Genomic DNA, 17,470 nt, shown 5'->3' with positions numbered 1-17,470 from the left:
GCCGTAGGCTGGACCCATGGCGGAGAACTCCTGGTCGCTCGGTCGCGCGCTGCGCGGTCTGTTCGTCAAGCCCACGATCGACGAGACGACATGGGAAGACCTCGAGACCGCCCTGCTGACCGCCGATTTCGGTCCCGACATCACGGAGCGCCTCGTCGATGAACTCCGCGAGAAGGTCGACCGATATCGCACGACCGACCCCCGCGACCTTCAGCGCATGCTGCGGGAGACGCTCGAAGAGCACTTCGCGAAGTTCGACACCACGCTGCGCTTGACCGAGCGCCCCGCCGTGGTGCTCGTCGTGGGCGTGAACGGCGTGGGCAAGACCACCACCATCGGGAAGTTCGCGAAGTTCTTGCAGCGCTACGGCCGCTCCGTCGTCGTCGGTGCCGCCGACACCTTCCGGGCGGCAGCGGTGGACCAACTCGCCACCTGGGCAGAACGGGGAGGGGCGACCATCGTCCGCCCGCAGCACGAGGGGCAGGACCCTGCATCCGTCGCCTTCCAGACCATCTCCTACGCGAAGGAGACCGGCACCGAGATCGTGCTGGTCGACACCGCCGGCCGCCTGCACACCAAAGGTGGGCTGATGGATGAACTGGGCAAGATCCGCCGCGTGGTCGAAAAGCAGGCGCCGATCAGCGAGGTGCTGCTGGTGCTGGATGCCACGACGGGGCAGAACGGCGTGATGCAGGCGCAGGCCTTCCTCGAGCATGCCGGCGTGACAGGTCTCGTGATCACGAAACTCGACGGCTCGGCCAAGGGCGGGTTCATCCTGGCGGTACAGGAGCGCACCGGCATCCCGGTCAAGCTCCTCGGTTCGGGGGAGGGGATCGGCGACCTGACCGGCTTCACCCCGCACGTGTTCGCGGCGTCCCTCGTCGACTGATGCTGCCGACTATCGCACGAGCGAAGGGACTGGTTTCATAGGGCCATGGCGATCGAGCACGACTTTTTCGGACTCCTCGAGTCGGGCCCGGACGGATCCATCTTCTGGTCGGAGAACGTCGAGCTCGGCGATCAGACCGTGACGGTCGATCTGACCGCTCCCGACCAGGACGACGTCTCCCAGGCCGCATTGGATGTGGCCGCAGCCATGGTGTCCTCGCTCGAGGGCATCGACGCGACCGCCCGCAACGCGATGGTGTCGGAGCTGGACGATCGCACGAGCGAGGTGATCGAGTACATCCTGCAGCAGCAGCAGGCGCTCGGAGACGAGCTCGAGGACCTGATGGTGGATGTCTCCGGCGACGTGCAGGTGGACGTCATCCGGTCTCTGCAGTTGATGAGCATGACGATCCTGGCCGACGAGCATGGCGGTTCCGAGCCGTTCGCGGTGCTGGAGTACGCCCTGGACCCCGACGCAACCGACGACGTTCTGCTGGTGAACCTCGCCTCCGACGGGTCGGTGCAGTCCGTCACGAGCGCGGACTGACCCCTCGGCTGCGCGTGCAGACCTTCCTGCCGTACCCTTCCTTCCTCGAGTCGGCGCGGGCGCTGGATGCGCCCAGGCTCGGCAAGCAGCGAGTCGAGACGTTCCAGCTCCTGCGGGCGAACACCGTGCCGGGCTACGGCTGGCGCCATCACCCGGCGGCGAAGATGTGGACTGGGTACCTGCCGGCGCTCGTCGCGTACGGCCTGGCGATGACCGACGTGTGGATCGCCTCGGGACGTGCGGACACGGTACGAGACAAGCTCCTGCTCTTCGCACCCGAGGTGGACGGGGTCGCACAGGCGGACCTGGTCCTGCCGCCCTGGCTCGGCGACGAGGCGTTCCACCTGTCGCACCGGTCCAACCTCCTGCGGAAGGACCCGGAGCACTACCGTCCGATCTTCGGGGACATCCCCGACGACCTGCCCTACATCTGGCCGACCGTCTGAGCGGGACCGTCGACGTCAGACGCCCTGCGCGAAACCTCGGTCGCCCGCAGGGAGGGCGGCCGCCGGGTCGGCGGGATCGATCTCGGGCGGGGGCGACGCCCGGCCCTCGTTGATGGATGCAGCCCAACAACACATCGCGCGAGGGAGCGCCGGCGATAACCTGGGGACATGCCGACGGAGAGCCGCACCGGTCGCCCCCGGGCGTCGTCACGCGAGACGCTCGCCGAAGCCGCCTGCGAACTGTTCCTCGAACGCGGCTACCACTCGACGTCCGTGACGGACATCACCACCCGGGCCGGCGTCAGCCGCTCGAGCTTCTTCAACTACTTCGCGACCAAGGGCGATGTCTTCTGGGCGGCCCTGGATGAGCGCATCGCGGCCCTCGCCGACCGGCTGCGCGCCGACGATTCCGACACCCTCGCTGCCATCCCGACCGCAGTCGCGTCGCTGGCCGACGGGTTCCGCCCCGACAGCCTCGCGCTGGCGCTCGGGCAGGCCGAGACGATGGGGATCGGCGAGGACCTGCAGCGCGAGGCGGGGGTGCGGCGCGCGCGGATTGCGGATGCGGTCGCCGAACGGTTGCGGCGCGGAGGCGTCGAGCCCCTCCGTGCCGAGGTCATCGGAGCGGCCTACGGCGGGGCGGTGCTCGCGGCCATCTCGCGCTGGGCGGCGTTGGGCCCCGGCCGCACGAACCTCGCCGACATCCTCAGTCAGGCCCTCGACTGCGTGCCGCGGTGATCCCCGGCGGAGCGGGTGGCGCGCTCGCGTAAACTTGCCGCATCATGGCTACCTTCGGCACGCTCTCCGACCGGCTCACCGAGACCTTCCGCAACCTTCGCACCAAGGGCAAGCTCACGCCTGCCGACGTCGACGGGACGGTTCGAGAGATCCGTCGCGCCCTGCTCGACGCCGACGTCGCTCTCCCCGTCGTGAAGGAGTTCACCGCGGCGATCCGCGAGCGTGCACTCGGCGACGAGGTCAGCAAGGCCCTGAACCCTGCACAGCAGGTGGTGCAGATCGTCAACGAGGAGCTCGTCGGCATCCTCGGTGGTCAGCAGCGTCGACTGCAGTTCGCGAAGAACCCGCCCACCGTGATCATGCTCGCGGGCCTTCAGGGGTCGGGGAAGACGACTTTCGCCGGAAAGCTCGCACGTTCGCTCGAGAAGGACGGGCACACGCCGTTGCTGATCGCGGCCGACCTGCAGCGACCGAACGCCGTGAACCAGCTGCAGGTGGTCGCCGAGCGTGCGGGTGCGGCGATCTACGCTCCCGAGCCGGGCAACGGGGTCGGCGACCCCGTCAAGGTCGCCCGTGACGGGGTCGAGTACGCACGTCGCTCTCAGCACGACACCGTCATCATCGACACCGCCGGCCGGCTGGGCGTCGACGCCGAGCTGATGAAGCAGGCCGCGAACATCCGCAACGCCACGGATCCGGACGAGGTCCTGTTCGTCATCGACGCGATGATCGGTCAGGACGCCGTCAACACCGCCAAGGCGTTCCAGGAGGGTGTGGACTTCACGGGCGTCGTGCTTTCCAAGCTCGACGGTGACGCCCGCGGTGGTGCGGCGCTCTCCGTCGCATCCGTCACCGGCCGCCCGATCATCTACGCCTCCACGGGGGAGGGACTCGACGATCTCGAGCCCTTCTACCCGGACCGGATGGCGTCGCGCATCCTCGACCTCGGCGACATCCTGACCCTCATCGAGCAGGCGCAGGCCGCGTTCGACGAGGAAGAGGCGATGAAGGTCGCCGAGAAGCTGGCGACGGAGACCTTCACGCTCGAGGACTTCCTCGAGCAGATGCAGCAGATGAAGAAGATGGGCTCCATGAAGAAGATGCTCGGGATGCTCCCGGGCATGGGGTCGATGAAGCAGCAGCTGGAGGACTTCGACGAGCGTGAGATCGACCGCACGGAGGCGATCATCCGCTCGATGACACCGGGGGAGCGGCGGAACCCGAAGGTGCTCAACGGCTCCCGTCGCCTGCGCATCGCGCGCGGCTCCGGTATGACCGTCACGGACGTGAATTCCCTCGTCCAGCGGTTCGAACAGGCCGCGAAGATGATGAAGACCATGGCCCGGGGCGGTGTGCCGAACATTCCCGGGATGGGCCCCGTGCCCGGCGCGGGGCGCCCCGGCGCATCCGCCAAGCGGGGAAAGCAGCAGAAGGCCAAGGGATCCCGGTCGGGCAATCCGGCCAAGCGCGCGGCCGAGAACGCGGGGATCGCCGCGGCTGCCCCCGCAGCGCCGTCCGGCTCCGGCTTCGGGCTCGGCGGCGGTGCCGGCGGCGGTGCGGGCGCGGGTCCCGCCGCGCCGCCGAGCGAGGCCGACCTCGCCGAGCTCCAGAAGCTCCTCGGCCGGGGCTGACCCCGCCCGCATCCGCCGCGGGTCTGACCCCGCCCCATCCACCATGCGGGGGCGAGTTCAGGAGTTTTGGCGGAGACAGGCCGCTGCAGGCGAATCGAGCCTGTGTCGGCCACATCTCCTGATTCGGCGACGCGGGGATGGCTCCGGGGGTCGGCACCGCCTGCGCTCGCCGCGGGCGCGCGGCCCGACCCGCCCGCATCCGCACTACCGTGTGACGAGTTCAGGAGTTTTGGCGGAGACAGGACGGAATCGGCGAATCGAGCCTGTGTCGGCCGCATCTCCTGATTCGGGGACGCAGGGATGGCTCCCGGGGCTGACGTCGCCTGCATTCTCGCCGCCGGCGCGGCGCCGGGCCGACCCGCCCGCATCCGCCGCCGGGGCCCGACCGCGCCCGCATCCGCCGTGCCGGTTCACGAGTTCAGGAGTTTTGGCGGAGACAGGCCGATGCAGGCGAAACGAGCCTGTGTCGGCCACATCTCCTGATTCGGCAACGCGGGGATTAACCCCTGTCCGAACCCGGGCGGCCGGCCGGACCGGCGAGCAGGCGGCGTCAGGGAGCGACGGAACGCAGGTGCTCGCGCAGGGTGGGACCGCTGCGGAACTCCCGGATCAGGTGCTGTACGACCTCACGGAGGTCGCCGTCCGCGGCCTCGGCGACCGCGATCTGGCGCGCCGAGCTGCCTCCGGTGGCAAGGATGGTGTCCAGCGCCGCGAGTTCGCGCCCGCACTTCAGCTCCACGGCGATATCGGTGACCTCGGCGATGGTCTCGCGGAGATGCTCGACGACCGGCGCCTGCCGTCCGTCGGCATCGACGATGATCCGCGCGCCCAGGCCGTACCGCGCCGCCCGCCACTTGTTCTCACGGATGTACCAGGGCGGGATGCGGGGGATGGGGCGGCCCTCGTCGAGGTCGCGGGAGAACCGCTCGACCAGCGACTGAATGAGCGCGGCCACGGCGGCGAGCTCCGGGAGCGTGGACATCCCGTCGCACGCCCGCACTTCGATCGTGCCCCACCGGGGGGCCGGCCGGACGTCCCAGCGGACCTCTGTCGCATCGGCGATGACTCCGGTGCGCGTCATGTCGTCGATGTATGCCTCGTACTGGGCCCAGTTCTCCAGCTGCCACGGCAGTCCCGCGGTCGGGAGTTGCTGGAATACGAGTGCGCGGTTGGAGGCGTACCCGGTGCGCTCACCCGCCCAGAACGGGCTCGAGGCCGATAGCGCCTGAAGGTGCGGCAGGTACACCGACAGTGCGTCGATGAGGGGGAAGACCTTGTTGACGTCCTCAACCCCCACGTGCACGTGGATGCCCCAGATCATCATGTTGCGCCCCCACCACTGGGTGCGCTCGATCAGCTTGTGGTACCGCGTCTTGTCCGTGACCTCCTGATCGAACCACTGGGCGAACGGATGGCTGCCGGCGCACAGCAGCTCCACGCCGCGGGGCTCGGTCTCGGTCCGTACGGCGGCGATGGCGTCGCCGATGTCGTCAACGGCCGCAGCCACCGTGCCGCCGATCCCGCTGGTCAGCTCGATGGTGTTGGTCAGGAGCTCCTGCGTGATGGTGAAGCGCTCGAGCTTCGTGCGCTCCTCGAGCGGCGGCACGATGTCGGGCGCACGCGGCACCAGATCACCGGTCTCGCGGTCGGCGAGCATCAATTCCCACTCGATCCCGACCGACGAACGTGCAGAGGGCGCGAACGGGACCGTCATGGCGACAGTCTGGCATGGGAGGCGGCACGACCCCGCGTTTCGCGGCATCCGCAGATGTCTGGCAGAATAGAGGGCTGGACCGTCTGCTCGACCCTCTATCCAGCCTCGGTCCAACCATTTGAGCTTCCGCCGGATGCGTACCCCACTCCGGCGACCAGTTCGTCACTTCCATATCACCAGGAGAATCGTGGCTGTCAAGATCCGTCTCAAGCGTCTCGGAAAGATCCGCGCGCCCTACTACCGCATCGTCGTTGCCGACTCGCGCACCAAGCGCGATGGTCGTGTCATCGAGGAGATCGGCAAGTACCACCCCACGGAGGAGCCCTCGTTCATCGAGGTCGACTCCGAGCGCGCGCAGTACTGGCTCGGCGTCGGCGCACAGCCGACCGAGCAGGTCGCCGCACTGCTGAAGCTCACCGGAGACTGGGGTCGCTTCAAGGGCGACGAGAACGCCGTCTCGACGGTCAAGGTCGCCGAGCCGAAGCAGCCGTTCGAAATCGACTCGGCCAAAAAGTCCGTCGTGAAGCCCAAGGCGGAGAAGAAGGCGCCCGAGGCCCCCGCCGCGGACGCCGACGCCGCTGCGGCGTCAGACTCCGAGTAATCCGTTGCTCGCCGCCGCGCTCGAGCACGTCGTCAAGGGGATCGTCGATCACCCGGACGATGTCGCCATCACCTCCAGCACATCTCCTCGCGGTGACGTGCTGGAGGTACGCGTGCACCCGGATGACCGGGGCCGCGTCATCGGGCGCGGCGGACGCACGGCCAAGGCCCTGCGCACCCTGATCTCGGCGCTCGCGGACGGTCGTCGCGTTCGCGTCGACGTCGCCGACGACTGATGTCGGACGCCGCTCCGTCCCGTTCCCCGAAACCCGCGCGCACTCAGCTGCGCGTGGGGCGCCTCGTGAAAGCCCACGGGCTCAAGGGCGCGTTGAAGCTCGAGCTCTACACCGATGACCCGGACGGCCGATTCACCCCGGGAGCGACATTCACGCTCCAGGTGCCGACCGCGTCGCCGTGGCACGGTAAGTCACTCACCGTCCGCGAGTTCAAGTGGATGAACAGCCACGCCGTCGCCTTCTTCGAAGGCGTGGACGATCGGTCCGCCGCCGAGGAGCTTGTTCGTGCCATCCTGTGGATCGACGAGGATGCTTTGGCCTCACCCGCCGAAGACGACGCGTGGTTCGATCACCAACTGGTGGGCCTCGACGTCATCCGCGACGGCGAGATCGTCGGGCGCGTCGCCCGGGTCGACCACATGCCGGCGCAGGACCTGCTGATCGTGACGGTGGGGGAGCGCGAGGTCCTGGTCCCCTTCGTGAAGGCTCTCGTCCCCGAGGTGGACGTCGTCGGCGGCCGTGTCGTCGTCACTCCGCCTCCCGGTCTCTTCGAAGACCTGCCGGGGGCCTCCGATGAGCCGGAGCCGGGAACCGTCGACGAAACGGTGACCGAGGACGGCGACCGGGAGGACTGACGTGCGCATCGACGTCGTCTCGATCTTCCCGTCGTTCTTCGACGCGCTCGAAGTCTCTCTCCTGGGTAGGGCTCGCGGGGCGGGCCTGCTCGACATCCGCGTGCACGACCTGCGCGACTGGACGCACGATCGTCACCGCACCGTCGACGACACCCCGTACGGGGGCGGAGCGGGCATGGTGATGAAGCCGGAACCCTGGGGCGAGGCCCTCGAGGAGATCGCGCGGGATGCGGCGGACCGCCCCGTGTTCGTCTTCCCCTCTCCCGCGGGCGAGGTGTTCCGTCAGTCCACCGCCCGAGAGCTCGCCGAGGCCCCGCACCTCGTCTTCGGATGCGGGCGCTACGAAGGCATCGACGAGCGCGTCTTCGCGGAGGCGGCGAGCCTGGGCGACGTCCGGCTGGTGAGCCTCGGCGACTACGTCCTCAACGGCGGCGAGGTGGCCGCGATGGCGATGATCGAAGCGATCGGACGGCTCATCCCCGGCGTCGTGGGCAATCCGGCCAGTCTCGTCGAGGAGTCCCACGAGGACGGCCTGCTGGAATACCCCTCCTACACGAAGCCCGCCGTCTGGCGCGGCCGGGAGGTTCCGCCCGTGCTGCTGAGCGGCAACCATGCCGCCATCGCCGCGTGGCGCCGCGAGCAGCAGCTGGAGCGCACGCGCGAGCGGCGCCCCGATCTCCTGGGCGACTGAACCGAGAGCGGGTGTCAGTCCACGCCGAGGAACGAGCGGTCGGTCAGCACGATGGGGCCGTCCTCGGTGATGGCAACGGTGTGCTCGGAGTGCGCACCCCGTGAGCCGTCTGCGCTGCGCAGCGTCCAGCCGTCGGGGTCGGTGATCAGCCGGTCGGTGGTGGCCAGGAACCAGGGCTCGAGCGCCAGGACGAGCCCCGCCCGCAGCGGGTAGCCGCGGCCCGGCTTGCCGTCGTTCGGGACGTGCGGGTCGCCGTGCATCTCCCGGCCGACCCCGTGCCCACCGAAGTCGGTGTTGATGGAGTACCCGTCCGCGTGGGCGACCGCGGCTATCGCGGCGGAAATGTCGCCGATCCGGTTGCTGACGACGGCCGAAGCGATGGCCGCATCCAGAGCACGCTCGGTCGTGTCGATGAGAGCGAGGTCTTCGTCGCGAGGGGTGCCCACGACGAAGGAGACAGCGGAATCGGCGACCCATCCGTCGATCGACACGGCGAAATCCAGAGAGACGAGATCGCCGTCGCGGAGCGCGTAGTCGTGAGGAAGGCCGTGCAGCACGGCGTCATTGATCGACGTGCAGATGACCTTGCCGAACGGGCTCGCCCCGAAGGACGGGTGGTAATCGATATAGCAGGACTCCGCGCCGGCGCGGCGGAGGAGATCGTGTGCGCGACGGTCGATGGCCAGGAGGTTGGTCCCCACCTTCGTTTCCTCACGCAGGGTCGCCAGGGCCTCGGCTACGAACCGGCCGGCCGGCCGCATCGCCTCGATCTCCGCGGGGGTGCGCAACTCGATCATGGAAATCCTTCCGTCTGTTCCATTGTCGCGGATGCCCAAGCCGTGAGGATGCCGAGGGATGCGCCCGTCCCGGGCGGTGGGGAGGGCGGCGGCATTAGCATCAGGGGCATGTGGCTTCGACGGGCGTTCTTCTGGTGGCTCTTCCCGGCCGCCGTCGTGCTGCCGGTGTGGCTCCTGGCCGGGTGGATCGCCTTCGATGCGGGCGGGTGGGCCCTCATCTGGGTGCTCTTCCTGGCGATGCCCTCGGTGTTCTTCGGACAGATCGTGCTCGCACTACTGGTCCGTGCACGCAGCAGCGTGCGGGCTCTGCGGGCCGTGTCGTGGTGGGATGTGCTCGGGTTCGGGGTGTGGCACGTCCTCGTGATCGCCACGGGCTTTTTCAGTCCGGCGTGGTTCGGCATCGCTTTCGTGGCCGCCCTCGTCGGCGCGGTCGCCCTTTTCTGGCTGACGGTCTGGCAGCTCTGGCGCGAGGCGCGTGCCGGGGCCCAGTCGCTTCTCCGCGCGGCAGACGGCACCGGGTATCTCCCGCCATCGCAACCACCGCGGGCGGCGCCCACCGAAACTCCCGTGATCGTCGTCACGGAGCGACCCTCCGGCTCCTGACGGTTTGGGGCCGCACCACATCCATGGCAGAATGGATGTTTGTGTCCTGACCGGCTCTGCCTCAGGGGAGTCCGCCGCTTTCGCGGCCTCGGGCACATCCGAAACTATTCATACATCATGCGGTCGACCTGTGGCGGCCGCAGGAAGAGAAGATCATGCAGATCCTCGATGCCGTCGACGCGGCTTCACTCCGCTCGGACATCCCCGCCTTCGCTCCCGGCGACAACGTCAAGGTGCACGTGAACATCACGGAAGGCACCCGCTCGCGTATCCAGGTGTTCCAGGGCATCGTGCTCGGTCGCTCCGGCGATGGCGTGCGCGAGACCTTCACGGTTCGCAAGATCAGCTTCCAGGTGGGTGTCGAGCGCACCTTCCCGGTGCACAGCCCCGTCATCGACCACATCGAGGTCGTGACGCGCGGTGACGTGCGCCGCGCCAAGCTGTACTACCTCCGTGCCCTGCGCGGCAAGAAGGCCAAGATCAAGGAGAAGCGCGACCGCTGATCGCACTCCCGAGAAACGCCCCGGCATCGCCCGGGGCGTTTCGTCGTTTGTCGATGAACTGCGCCGACGATTGCCGCCGGTTGCGTGAGGTGTGCGACGCTTGGTGGGCGGTTCGCGTCGTCATGCGGGCCGGGTGAAGGATCCCATGAGCAGCGAGCAGACCGCATCCGCCCCCGCACGGGCCGAAGGCCAGGTCGGTGGGGAACGTGATCGCCGGCGCGGGCTGCTGATCTTCCTCCGCGACGTCCTGGTGATCGTCGTGATCGCGCTGCTCGTTTCGTTCCTGGTGAAGACGTTCCTGGTCCGCTCCTTCTACATCCCGTCCGCCTCCATGGCCCAGACGCTCCTCGTGAACGACCGCATCCTCGTCGATGAGATCACACCCCGCTTCGGGGAGTACGAGCGCGGCGACGTCGTCGTGTTCCGTGACCCGGGCGGTTGGCTCCCGCCCTCGAATGAGCCTGAGCGGCCGGCGATCGTCGAAGCCGGGGACTGGATCCTCTCGCTCGTCGGATTGTCAGCTCCCGACAGCGACGACCACCTCATCAAACGGGTGATCGGTCTGCCGGGTGACCACGTGGTGTGCTGCAACGCGCTGGGTCAGGTGACGGTGAACGGCGTGCCGATCGACGAGACCGATTACCTGAACCTGCCTCCCGGTCGCTCGGCCGCCGAACCCGTCCCGTACGACGTCGAGATTCCCGAGGGGTCGTTGTGGGTGCTCGGCGACAACCGAGACAGCTCGCGTGATTCGCGCTACAACCAGGACCAGCCGGGCCAGGGGTTCGTCCCGCTGGAGAACGTGGTCGGCCGGGCGTTCCTGATCACCTGGCCGCTGGGACGCTTCGGTGGCATCGACTTCCAGCACGATGCGTTCGCCGGCATCCCCGCCGCGGAGGACGCGCCATGACCGTCGTCGAGCCGCGACTCACCCTCGAGCGGCGGCTCTTGAAGGAGCATCCACTGATCATCGCGTGTGACGAGGTGGGGCGTGGCGCGTTGGCCGGCCCGGTCGCGGTGGGCGCCGCGGTCATCGACCCGGAACGCTCGCGCAAACGCGTGCCGGCGGGACTCCGCGACTCCAAGCTGGTCCCCGAGCCCAAGCGCGCCGACGTCGCGGCGCGGGCGGCGGGGTGGGTCGCGGCCAGCGCGGTGGGGTGGGCCAGTTCGATCGAGATCGACGAGGTCGGGATCATCCGCGCGCTCGGGCTCGCCGCCATCCGGGCGATCGCGGATCTGCGCGTCGCCGGGGTGGTGCCGGAGAGCGCCATCGTGATCCTCGATGGCAACTACGACTACATCACGCCGGCGGGTGCCACCGGCCTTCGGGTGACCCCCGTCATCAAGGCCGATCGCGACTGCGCCAGCGCCGCTGCGGCCTCGGTTATTGCGAAGGTCGCGCGCGACAACGTCATGACCGGCCTGCACGACGAGCTGCCCGCCTATCACTGGGCGCGTAACAAGGGGTACGCCAGTCCCGAACACCGCGAAGCGATCCGCTCGCATGGCGTGAGTGCGCATCATCGGCAGTCCTGGTCGATCACCGACGCCCCGACGCTTTTCTGAGCCCCTGCGTCCGGTGGCACGCCCACCGCGGGCAGTGCCGCTCGGCCTAGGATGGAGACACCATGGATGACGATGTCTTCGAGGATTACGACCGCGAACTCGAACTGGCGCTGTACCGCGAGTACCGCGATGTCGTCTCGCAGTTCCAGTACGTGATCGAGACCGAGCGACGGTTCTACCTCGCCAACGAGGTGAACGTCGTACGCCGCGACACCGAGCACGACTTCTACTTCGAGATCTCCATGACGGACGTCTGGGTGTGGGATATCTACCGCGCCGACCGCTTCGTGAAGTCCGTTCGCGTCCTCACCTTCAAGGATGTCAACGTCGAGGAGTTGTCGCGGCGGGACTTCCAGCTTCCCGAGGAACTCTCTCTCGACGGCTGAGCGACTTCTCCTCCCCAGGCGCGGCCCCGTCGAACTCATCCCCGGTTCCTTCCGCGGGCGCCCCGAGGGAGACGACCGGCCGCGAGGCTGGGCTGCATGGCAGCGAAAGACGACTTCGGGCGAGCGGGTGAGGAACGGGCGGCGGCCCATCTGCGCTCTGCGGGCTTCACCGTCATCGACCGCAATTGGCGGTGTCCACAGGGCGAGATCGACATCGTCGCCGTCCGCGGAAGAGACCTCGTCGTGGTCGAGGTCAAATCACGCCGGTCCGTGGCCTTCGGGCATCCGCTGGAGGCGATCGACGCGCGCAAAGCCGCCCGGCTGTGGCGTCTGGCACTTGCGTGGATCGTGGCGCACCCCGACCTGGCGCGGGGCCGTCGTCTGCGGATCGATGCGATAGCGCTCACCGGACCCGACGCGCCGACTGCGGTGCTCGAACACCTCGAGGACGCGCTGTGACGACCGCGAGGACGCTGTCGATCGCGCTGTCCGGCCTCAACGGAGCGGTCGTGGAGGTGGAGGCCGACCTCTCCCCGCAGACACCGGGCTTCCGTGTGATCGGGCTGCCGGACAAGGCCATCGGTGAGGCCGTGCAACGGGTGACAAACGCGTGCGCGAACCGGAACGTTCCCGTCCCGCGGCGCCGCCTCACGGTCAACCTGTCACCGGCCAGCCTGCCCAAACACGGTGCCGGCTTCGACGTCGCGATCGCCGTTGCGGCACTGGCGACCGAGCGTCAGATGGATGCGGCGCGGCTGGCGACGACCGTGCACATCGGCGAGCTGGGGCTCGACGGCCGGCTCCGTCCGCTTCCCGGGGTCCTTCCGGCGGTGCTGGCGGCCGCCCGGGCAGGAATCACCCGCGTCGTCGTGCCCTTCGCGAATCGGCAGGAGGCGGAACTCGTCGACGGCATCGAGGTTCTCGGGGCAACGTGCCTGGCCGACGTGCTGCGCTGGCACGGAGCCGAAGTGGACGCCCCGGATCTGGAGCCCGTCACCGCCGCCGCCGACGATTCCGGCGCGGCCGGAGACGTTCCCGACCTGGCCGACGTGATCGGGCAACCGGAAGCCGTCGAGGCGCTGGTGGTGGCCGCGGCGGGCGGACATCACCTGCTGATGAGCGGGCCCCCGGGGGCCGGAAAGACGATGCTCGCCCGACGGCTTCCAGGAATCCTGCCGCCCCTGGACGACGAGGCTGCCCTGACCGCGGCCTGCGTCCGGTCGCTGGCGGGCGCATCGGTGACCCGCCTCTCACGCGTGCCGCCCTGGGAAGCACCGCACCACAGCGCGACCGTGGGAGCTCTCGTCGGCGGCGGGTCGCGGGTGGTGCGGCCCGGCGCCATCGCGCGGGCCAGCGGCGGCGTGCTGTTCCTCGATGAGGCGGGCGAATTCGCGGCGTCAGCGTTGGATGCACTCCGCCAGCCTCTGGAGTCCGGCACCATCGCGATCCATCGGGCTGGAGCGGAGGCGTCCTATCCGGCTCGGTTCCAGCTCGTTCTGGCGACGAACCCCTGCCCGTGCGGTCAGTACGGCGTCCCCGGCGGCACGTGCGTGTGTCCGCCCTCGGCGATCCGCCGATACCTCGGTCGGCTGTCGGGCCCTCTGCTGGACCGCATCGACATCGAGCTGTCGCTGCGCCGCGTCTCCGTCGCACACCGCGACGTCGTCCCTGCGGCCGCGACCAGCGCCGCCGCGCGAGAACGGGTCCTGGCTGCCCGGGAGCGCACGTCGGCCCGGCTGTCCGAAACCCCATGGCGACGCAATGCCGACGTGCCCGGCAGCTGGCTGCGTCAGGGTCCCTTGGCCCCACCGCCGATCGTGCGGCGGCCGTTGGACGCGGCGCTTCACCGCGGTTCGCTCACACTCCGCGGGTACGACCGCGTCCTGCGGGTCGCGTGGACACTGGCTGACCTTGCGGGCCGAGCCGCCGTGGATGTGAACGACGTCGGCCGGGCGCTGTTCTTGAAGAGAGGAGTCACAGTGTGAGCATGTTCGACCTATCACCCGAACGCTCTGCCACGGAGCTCAGGGGCCTGTGGAATCGGTCCGGCGACGCCCGAGAGGCCTATGCCCGTGCGGTGTGGAGCGTTCTGACCGAGCCCGGCGACCGCGTCGCCGGCGTGCTGATCGCAACGCTCGGGGCTGCGGCGGCGCTGCGGCGGGCGATGACCGGCTTGATGGACGATACCGTCGACCTCGCGCCGCGGGAGTTCGCGGTCGCACGAGATCGGTGGATGCCGCGGGCGAACCCGGAGCTGGTGTCCGCTGCGCTGGAGAGAGCGCGCCGTGCGCACGTGCGTCTGGTGGTTCCGGGTGACCCGGCGTGGCCGACGCGGCTCGCCGATCTGGGCGACCACGCGCCGCACGCGCTGTGGCAGCGGGGGGACGTCGCCCCCGCCACGGCGGCACCGGCCGTCGCGATCGTGGGGGCGCGGGCCGCGACAGGGTACGGAGAGCACGTTGCGGCGGAGCTTGCGGCAGAACTCGCTGCCGACGGCATCACGGTGGTCTCCGGGGCTGCCTACGGGATCGACGGGGTCGCGCACCGCGCGGCCCTCGCCGCAGGCGGACTCACGACAGCGCTCCTGGCGGGCGGCGTCGACCGCCCCTATCCGTCAGGCCACGCCGACCTCCTGTCCCGCATCGCGCAAACGGGCATCGTTGCCAGCGAGACCCCGTGCGGCACCGCCCCCAGCAAGTGGCGTTTCCTCGCCCGCAACAGATTGATCGCCGCACTGTCGGACGCGACCATCGTGGTGGAGGCGGGCACGCGCAGCGGGTCGCTCAACACCGCCGCGCATGCAGCCTCCCTGGGGCGGGCGTTGGGGGCCGTGCCGGGCCCGGTCACCAGCGCTGCTTCAGCCGGCTGCCACCGCATCCTCCGCGAGTACGACGGCGTGTGCATCACCGGCCCCGACGATGTGCGTGAGCTCCTCGGGGTGACCGTCGCCGGCCCCGCGGGAGTGCCCGGACGCACCGACGACCTCACGCGGCTTCTGGATGCGGCCAGCACACGGGTATCCGCAGGGGCGGCCGAACTCGCCCGACGCAGCGGGCTGGCCATCGGCGAGGTCGAGGCACTCGTCGGGCTCGCCCTCCTGGATGGACGTCTCGTCGCCGACGGTGAGGGGTGGCGTCGCGCATCGAGCCGGTGACGCGCCGCGCGGCCGGGGCCGGGCTGGCCCATCGTGGGTCATCCTGGGGGAGTGCAGCTGCGCGCCGCGATCGATTCCTACCTCGCCCACCTCGCTGAGGTGCGGCGACTCGCCCCTGCGACGGTGAGGGCCTACCGTGCCGATCTGTACGACCTCGTCGCCTCCCTCGGCGATGCCCCGCTCCCGGGAATAGACGTCGAGCACCTCCGTGAATGGGCCTGGTCGGCTGCGCAGCAGGGCCTCGCGCGGAGCACCCTCGCGCGCCGGACGGCCGCCGTGCGGGGCCTCTTCCGGTGGGCTCTTGAGGAAGGGCTCGTCGCAACGGATCCCACCCTGCGGCTGGTGACGCCCAAACGCGGCCGCACGCTGCCGCATGTCGCGACGGCCGACGGGCTCCGCGAGGCTTTGGAGGCGGCCGCCGTCCGCGCCGTGGACGGCGACACGAGCGCCCTGCGCGATTCGGCCGTGCTGGAGATGCTCTACGGCGCCGGGCTGCGGGTGTCCGAGCTGTGCGGACTGAACGTCGACGACCTGGACCCCCACCGCCGCACGGTACGCGTGCTCGGAAAGGGCTCCAAGGAGCGCGTGGTGCCGTACGGCGGCGCTGCCGGTCGAGCGCTGGACGGCTACCTCGTGCGTGCGCGCCCCGTGCTGGCTGCGCGCACCGACACTGCCGGCGCAGCACTGTTCCTCGGTGCACGCGGACGCCGCCTCGGCCCGCGGACGGTCTACGACCTCGTCGCGCGCACGATCGGCCCGGTCGTGGGGTCGGCGGCGGTCGGTCCGCACGCCCTTCGTCATTCGGCGGCGACGCACCTGCTGGACGGGGGCGCCGATCTTCGGGCGGTCCAGGAGATCCTCGGCCATGCCAGTCTCGGCACCACGCAGATCTACACCCATGTGTCCAGCGAGCGACTCACCGAGGCCTATCGGCTCGCTCACCCGCGGGCCTGACACAGCGCGCCGACGAGGCGTAGCGTGTACACCATGCGCAAGCGACAGGCGGGTCTGGCAGCGGTCGCGCTGTCGGCCGCGATGCTCGTCGGGTGCTCCGCTTCGCCGTCGGGGCCGGCGGTCACGCGTCTGCCCAGCGACGGGGCGCGTCCGGTTCCCTCGACGTCTGCGAGCGCCGCTCCGACGGCGGAGTCATCCGCCGCCCCCCTCGCTCCCGGCGTCGCGCAGAACTGCGCAGGCTCGCCGGTGACCCTCACGGCGGACTCTCCGTCTCTCGTCCTGGCGGGCGACTGCCCCGATGTGCAGATTCAGGGGAACGACCTCCACGTGGATCTGACCACGGCCGACGTGGACATCGTGACGCTGGCGGGGGATCGCCTGACGGTGGCCCTGGATGATGCGGACTCGGTGACGGTTCAGGGCAACGAGGACACCGTCACCGCCGACGAGATCGACGTCCTCGTCGTCCGCGGCGACCGCAACTCGGTCACGGCCACCGACTCCATCGACAACGTCACCGTTCAGGGCAACGACAACACGGTGCGCGGGATGGATGACAGCGGCGCCGCATCCGACGAGGGCGCGCGCAACGTGATCGGATGACCTCGAGCGGCCTCTGCCGCACGGTCAACAGCAGGGCAGCAGCACCGCGCGGGGGACACCGCCCAGGAGCAGCAGCGGATTGATGTAGTCGCCGTTCAGGCGCACGCCGAAGTGCACCGTGGCCGGCTCCGCGTGCCCTCCCGCCGCCACGTCCGCCACGTCCTGCCCTCCGGCGACGACATCCCCAGATCGAAGAGTCGTCTCCACGGGCTCGAACGTGGTCACCAGCCCGCCCCCGTGATCGATCGTGAGCACACCGCGGTCGACGACGGCTCCAGCGAACGCCACGACTCCGTCCGCGGGTGAGCGCACAGCGCCCACTGCGGCGAGGTCGACGCCGCGGTGCCCGGCGCCGTAAGGAGTCGCGGGCGCCGCGAACGGCCGGCTGACCTGCACGGGAGTCACCGGCCATGTCCACGAGGTGTCCGCCGGCGTCGGTGATCCCGGCGCAACGATCCCGACGAACGCGACGGCCATGGCGACGGCGAAGCGGAGAGGATGCGACATCGCTCCAGCTTTCCTCCCGAGGGCCTGGGTGGCGGCGTCCAGCGGCGATGGGTGGATGGACTGCAGCGGCAAGCCGCCTGGGGAGGCGTGGCTGGTACAGTAGGAGGGCACCCCGTCCGCCGGGGTGACTCCGCGTGTCCATAGCGCACCGCGATTCCTCCGAACCGCACGCGTGGCATCTCGCATCCACCGGTCTCCCGAGCAATCGCACGGGAGCGGATGCCCGCCGGACACCAGGCTCGCCGCCCGACCGGGTAGGCGCGAAACAACC

The 17,470-nt window shown here is 69.8% G+C and carries 22 protein-coding genes; 19 read left to right on the top strand and 3 right to left on the bottom strand.

Annotated features, from left to right (window positions below; translation table 11 throughout):
- Positions 1-16 precede the first annotated feature (16 nt).
- From ftsY to ffh, 5 genes are all read left to right on the top strand, one after another.
- Entirely contained in the window at positions 17-889 is an 873-nt protein-coding gene (gene ftsY / locus AC4FS2_RS07100) for a signal recognition particle-docking protein FtsY (protein WP_491152461.1), read from the top strand.
- Positions 890-934: 45 nt separating this feature from the next.
- The gene (locus AC4FS2_RS07095; protein ID WP_491152463.1) at positions 935-1,435 is read left to right on the top strand and encodes a DUF2004 domain-containing protein; all 501 of its coding nucleotides are present in this window, start codon (positions 935-937) and stop codon (positions 1,433-1,435) included.
- Between the two features lie 14 nt (positions 1,436-1,449).
- Positions 1,450-1,881 carry an MSMEG_6728 family protein gene (locus AC4FS2_RS07090; RefSeq protein WP_491152465.1) on the top strand — a complete coding sequence of 144 codons (432 nt, stop codon included), beginning with the start codon at positions 1,450-1,452 and terminating at the stop codon, positions 1,879-1,881.
- 168 nt (positions 1,882-2,049) lie between these two features.
- Complete coding sequence (locus AC4FS2_RS07085; RefSeq protein WP_491152466.1) at positions 2,050-2,619, top strand: TetR/AcrR family transcriptional regulator; 570 nt, start codon at positions 2,050-2,052, stop codon at positions 2,617-2,619.
- Between the two features lie 44 nt (positions 2,620-2,663).
- Positions 2,664-4,250 carry a signal recognition particle protein gene (gene ffh, locus AC4FS2_RS07080; protein WP_491152468.1) on the top strand — a complete coding sequence of 529 codons (1,587 nt, stop codon included), beginning with the start codon at positions 2,664-2,666 and terminating at the stop codon, positions 4,248-4,250.
- Between the two features lie 550 nt (positions 4,251-4,800).
- Here ffh and AC4FS2_RS07075 read toward each other — a convergent pair.
- Complete coding sequence (locus AC4FS2_RS07075) at positions 4,801-5,964, bottom strand: glutamate--cysteine ligase (protein WP_491152469.1); 1,164 nt, start codon at positions 5,962-5,964, stop codon at positions 4,801-4,803.
- 187 nt (positions 5,965-6,151) lie between these two features.
- On the opposite strand from AC4FS2_RS07075, the gene rpsP reads away from it, so the two are divergent.
- From rpsP to trmD, 4 genes are read left to right on the top strand one after another with little or no spacing between them, the layout of a single operon-like run.
- Positions 6,152-6,565: a 30S ribosomal protein S16 gene (rpsP, locus tag AC4FS2_RS07070; RefSeq protein WP_491152471.1), complete on the top strand. Its 414-nt coding sequence runs from the start codon at positions 6,152-6,154 to the stop codon at positions 6,563-6,565.
- Positions 6,566-6,569: 4 nt separating this feature from the next.
- The gene (locus AC4FS2_RS07065; RefSeq protein ID WP_491152473.1) at positions 6,570-6,800 is read left to right on the top strand and encodes an RNA-binding protein; all 231 of its coding nucleotides are present in this window, start codon (positions 6,570-6,572) and stop codon (positions 6,798-6,800) included.
- Positions 6,800-7,435, top strand: coding sequence for a ribosome maturation factor RimM (gene rimM, locus AC4FS2_RS07060; protein ID WP_491152475.1), 636 nt, complete (start codon positions 6,800-6,802; stop codon positions 7,433-7,435). The genes AC4FS2_RS07065 and rimM overlap by 1 nt, the downstream gene beginning before the upstream one ends.
- A 1-nt stretch (position 7,436) precedes the next feature.
- Positions 7,437-8,126: a tRNA (guanosine(37)-N1)-methyltransferase TrmD gene (gene trmD / locus AC4FS2_RS07055; RefSeq protein ID WP_491152477.1), complete on the top strand. Its 690-nt coding sequence runs from the start codon at positions 7,437-7,439 to the stop codon at positions 8,124-8,126.
- A gap of 14 nt (positions 8,127-8,140) precedes the next feature.
- Here trmD and map read toward each other — a convergent pair whose 3' ends face one another.
- Complete coding sequence (gene map / locus AC4FS2_RS07050) at positions 8,141-8,923, bottom strand: type I methionyl aminopeptidase (protein WP_491152480.1); 783 nt, start codon at positions 8,921-8,923, stop codon at positions 8,141-8,143.
- Positions 8,924-9,031: 108 nt separating this feature from the next.
- Here map and AC4FS2_RS07045 point away from each other — a divergent pair, with 108 nt between their 5' ends.
- From AC4FS2_RS07045 to AC4FS2_RS07000, 10 genes are all read left to right on the top strand, one after another.
- Positions 9,032-9,526 (top strand): MFS transporter permease, encoded by a 495-nt coding sequence (locus tag AC4FS2_RS07045; RefSeq protein ID WP_491152481.1) that lies wholly within the window; start codon positions 9,032-9,034, stop codon positions 9,524-9,526.
- Between the two features lie 155 nt (positions 9,527-9,681).
- The gene (rplS, locus tag AC4FS2_RS07040; protein WP_491152483.1) at positions 9,682-10,029 is read left to right on the top strand and encodes a 50S ribosomal protein L19; all 348 of its coding nucleotides are present in this window, start codon (positions 9,682-9,684) and stop codon (positions 10,027-10,029) included.
- A 145-nt stretch (positions 10,030-10,174) separates the two neighbouring features.
- Complete coding sequence (gene lepB, locus AC4FS2_RS07035; protein ID WP_491152485.1) at positions 10,175-10,939, top strand: signal peptidase I; 765 nt, start codon at positions 10,175-10,177, stop codon at positions 10,937-10,939.
- Positions 10,936-11,595 carry a ribonuclease HII gene (gene rnhB / locus AC4FS2_RS07030; protein WP_491152487.1) on the top strand — a complete coding sequence of 220 codons (660 nt, stop codon included), beginning with the start codon at positions 10,936-10,938 and terminating at the stop codon, positions 11,593-11,595. Before lepB ends, rnhB begins: the two co-directional genes overlap by 4 nt.
- A 62-nt stretch (positions 11,596-11,657) precedes the next feature.
- Complete coding sequence (locus tag AC4FS2_RS07025) at positions 11,658-11,981, top strand: DUF2469 family protein (protein WP_125132127.1); 324 nt, start codon at positions 11,658-11,660, stop codon at positions 11,979-11,981.
- 96 nt (positions 11,982-12,077) lie between these two features.
- Positions 12,078-12,440: a YraN family protein gene (locus AC4FS2_RS07020; RefSeq protein WP_491152488.1), complete on the top strand. Its 363-nt coding sequence runs from the start codon at positions 12,078-12,080 to the stop codon at positions 12,438-12,440.
- A complete protein-coding gene (locus tag AC4FS2_RS07015) occupies positions 12,437-13,966 on the top strand; it encodes a YifB family Mg chelatase-like AAA ATPase (RefSeq protein ID WP_491152490.1) in 1,530 nt (509 codons plus the stop codon). Before AC4FS2_RS07020 ends, AC4FS2_RS07015 begins: the two co-directional genes overlap by 4 nt.
- Positions 13,967-13,968: 2 nt before the next feature.
- On the top strand, positions 13,969-15,135 hold the full coding sequence (gene dprA / locus AC4FS2_RS07010) for a DNA-processing protein DprA (protein ID WP_491152491.1): 1,167 nt from the start codon (positions 13,969-13,971) through the stop codon (positions 15,133-15,135).
- Between the two features lie 51 nt (positions 15,136-15,186).
- Positions 15,187-16,089, top strand: a complete 903-nt coding sequence (locus tag AC4FS2_RS07005; protein ID WP_491152492.1) for a tyrosine recombinase XerC — start codon at positions 15,187-15,189, stop codon at positions 16,087-16,089.
- Positions 16,090-16,122: 33 nt separating this feature from the next.
- On the top strand, positions 16,123-16,692 hold the full coding sequence (locus tag AC4FS2_RS07000; protein WP_491152494.1) for a DUF3060 domain-containing protein: 570 nt from the start codon (positions 16,123-16,125) through the stop codon (positions 16,690-16,692).
- Between the two features lie 24 nt (positions 16,693-16,716).
- On the opposite strand, the gene AC4FS2_RS06995 is transcribed toward AC4FS2_RS07000, so the two are convergent.
- The gene (locus AC4FS2_RS06995) at positions 16,717-17,199 is read right to left on the bottom strand and encodes a murein hydrolase activator EnvC family protein (protein WP_491152496.1); all 483 of its coding nucleotides are present in this window, start codon (positions 17,197-17,199) and stop codon (positions 16,717-16,719) included.
- Between the last annotated feature and the right edge of the window lie 271 nt (positions 17,200-17,470).

Source organism: Microbacterium sp. Z10_103, from assembly GCF_058310455.1.
Note: the sequence above shows the minus strand (reverse complement) of the source record. Positions and strands in the feature narration are given on the sequence as shown.

What these genes read in the sequence shown, in the direction of transcription:
- ftsY (WP_491152461.1), top strand. Translation starts at nt 17, where the DNA reads ATGGCGGAGAACTCCTGGTCGCTCGGTCGCGCGCTGCGCGGTCTGTTC.
- AC4FS2_RS07095 (WP_491152463.1), top strand. Translation starts at nt 935, where the DNA reads ATGGCGATCGAGCACGACTTTTTCGGACTCCTCGAGTCGGGCCCGGAC.
- AC4FS2_RS07085 (WP_491152466.1), top strand. Translation starts at nt 2,050, where the DNA reads ATGCCGACGGAGAGCCGCACCGGTCGCCCCCGGGCGTCGTCACGCGAG.
- ffh (WP_491152468.1), top strand. Translation starts at nt 2,664, where the DNA reads ATGGCTACCTTCGGCACGCTCTCCGACCGGCTCACCGAGACCTTCCGC.
- AC4FS2_RS07075 (WP_491152469.1), bottom strand. Translation starts at nt 5,964, where the DNA reads ATGACGGTCCCGTTCGCGCCCTCTGCACGTTCGTCGGTCGGGATCGAG.
- rimM (WP_491152475.1), top strand. Translation starts at nt 6,800, where the DNA reads ATGTCGGACGCCGCTCCGTCCCGTTCCCCGAAACCCGCGCGCACTCAG.
- map (WP_491152480.1), bottom strand. Translation starts at nt 8,923, where the DNA reads ATGATCGAGTTGCGCACCCCCGCGGAGATCGAGGCGATGCGGCCGGCC.
- AC4FS2_RS07045 (WP_491152481.1), top strand. Translation starts at nt 9,032, where the DNA reads ATGTGGCTTCGACGGGCGTTCTTCTGGTGGCTCTTCCCGGCCGCCGTC.
- rplS (WP_491152483.1), top strand. Translation starts at nt 9,682, where the DNA reads ATGCAGATCCTCGATGCCGTCGACGCGGCTTCACTCCGCTCGGACATC.
- lepB (WP_491152485.1), top strand. Translation starts at nt 10,175, where the DNA reads ATGAGCAGCGAGCAGACCGCATCCGCCCCCGCACGGGCCGAAGGCCAG.
- rnhB (WP_491152487.1), top strand. Translation starts at nt 10,936, where the DNA reads ATGACCGTCGTCGAGCCGCGACTCACCCTCGAGCGGCGGCTCTTGAAG.
- AC4FS2_RS07025 (WP_125132127.1), top strand. Translation starts at nt 11,658, where the DNA reads ATGGATGACGATGTCTTCGAGGATTACGACCGCGAACTCGAACTGGCG.
- AC4FS2_RS07020 (WP_491152488.1), top strand. Translation starts at nt 12,078, where the DNA reads ATGGCAGCGAAAGACGACTTCGGGCGAGCGGGTGAGGAACGGGCGGCG.
- dprA (WP_491152491.1), top strand. Translation starts at nt 13,969, where the DNA reads ATGTTCGACCTATCACCCGAACGCTCTGCCACGGAGCTCAGGGGCCTG.
- AC4FS2_RS07000 (WP_491152494.1), top strand. Translation starts at nt 16,123, where the DNA reads ATGCGCAAGCGACAGGCGGGTCTGGCAGCGGTCGCGCTGTCGGCCGCG.
- AC4FS2_RS06995 (WP_491152496.1), bottom strand. Translation starts at nt 17,199, where the DNA reads ATGTCGCATCCTCTCCGCTTCGCCGTCGCCATGGCCGTCGCGTTCGTC.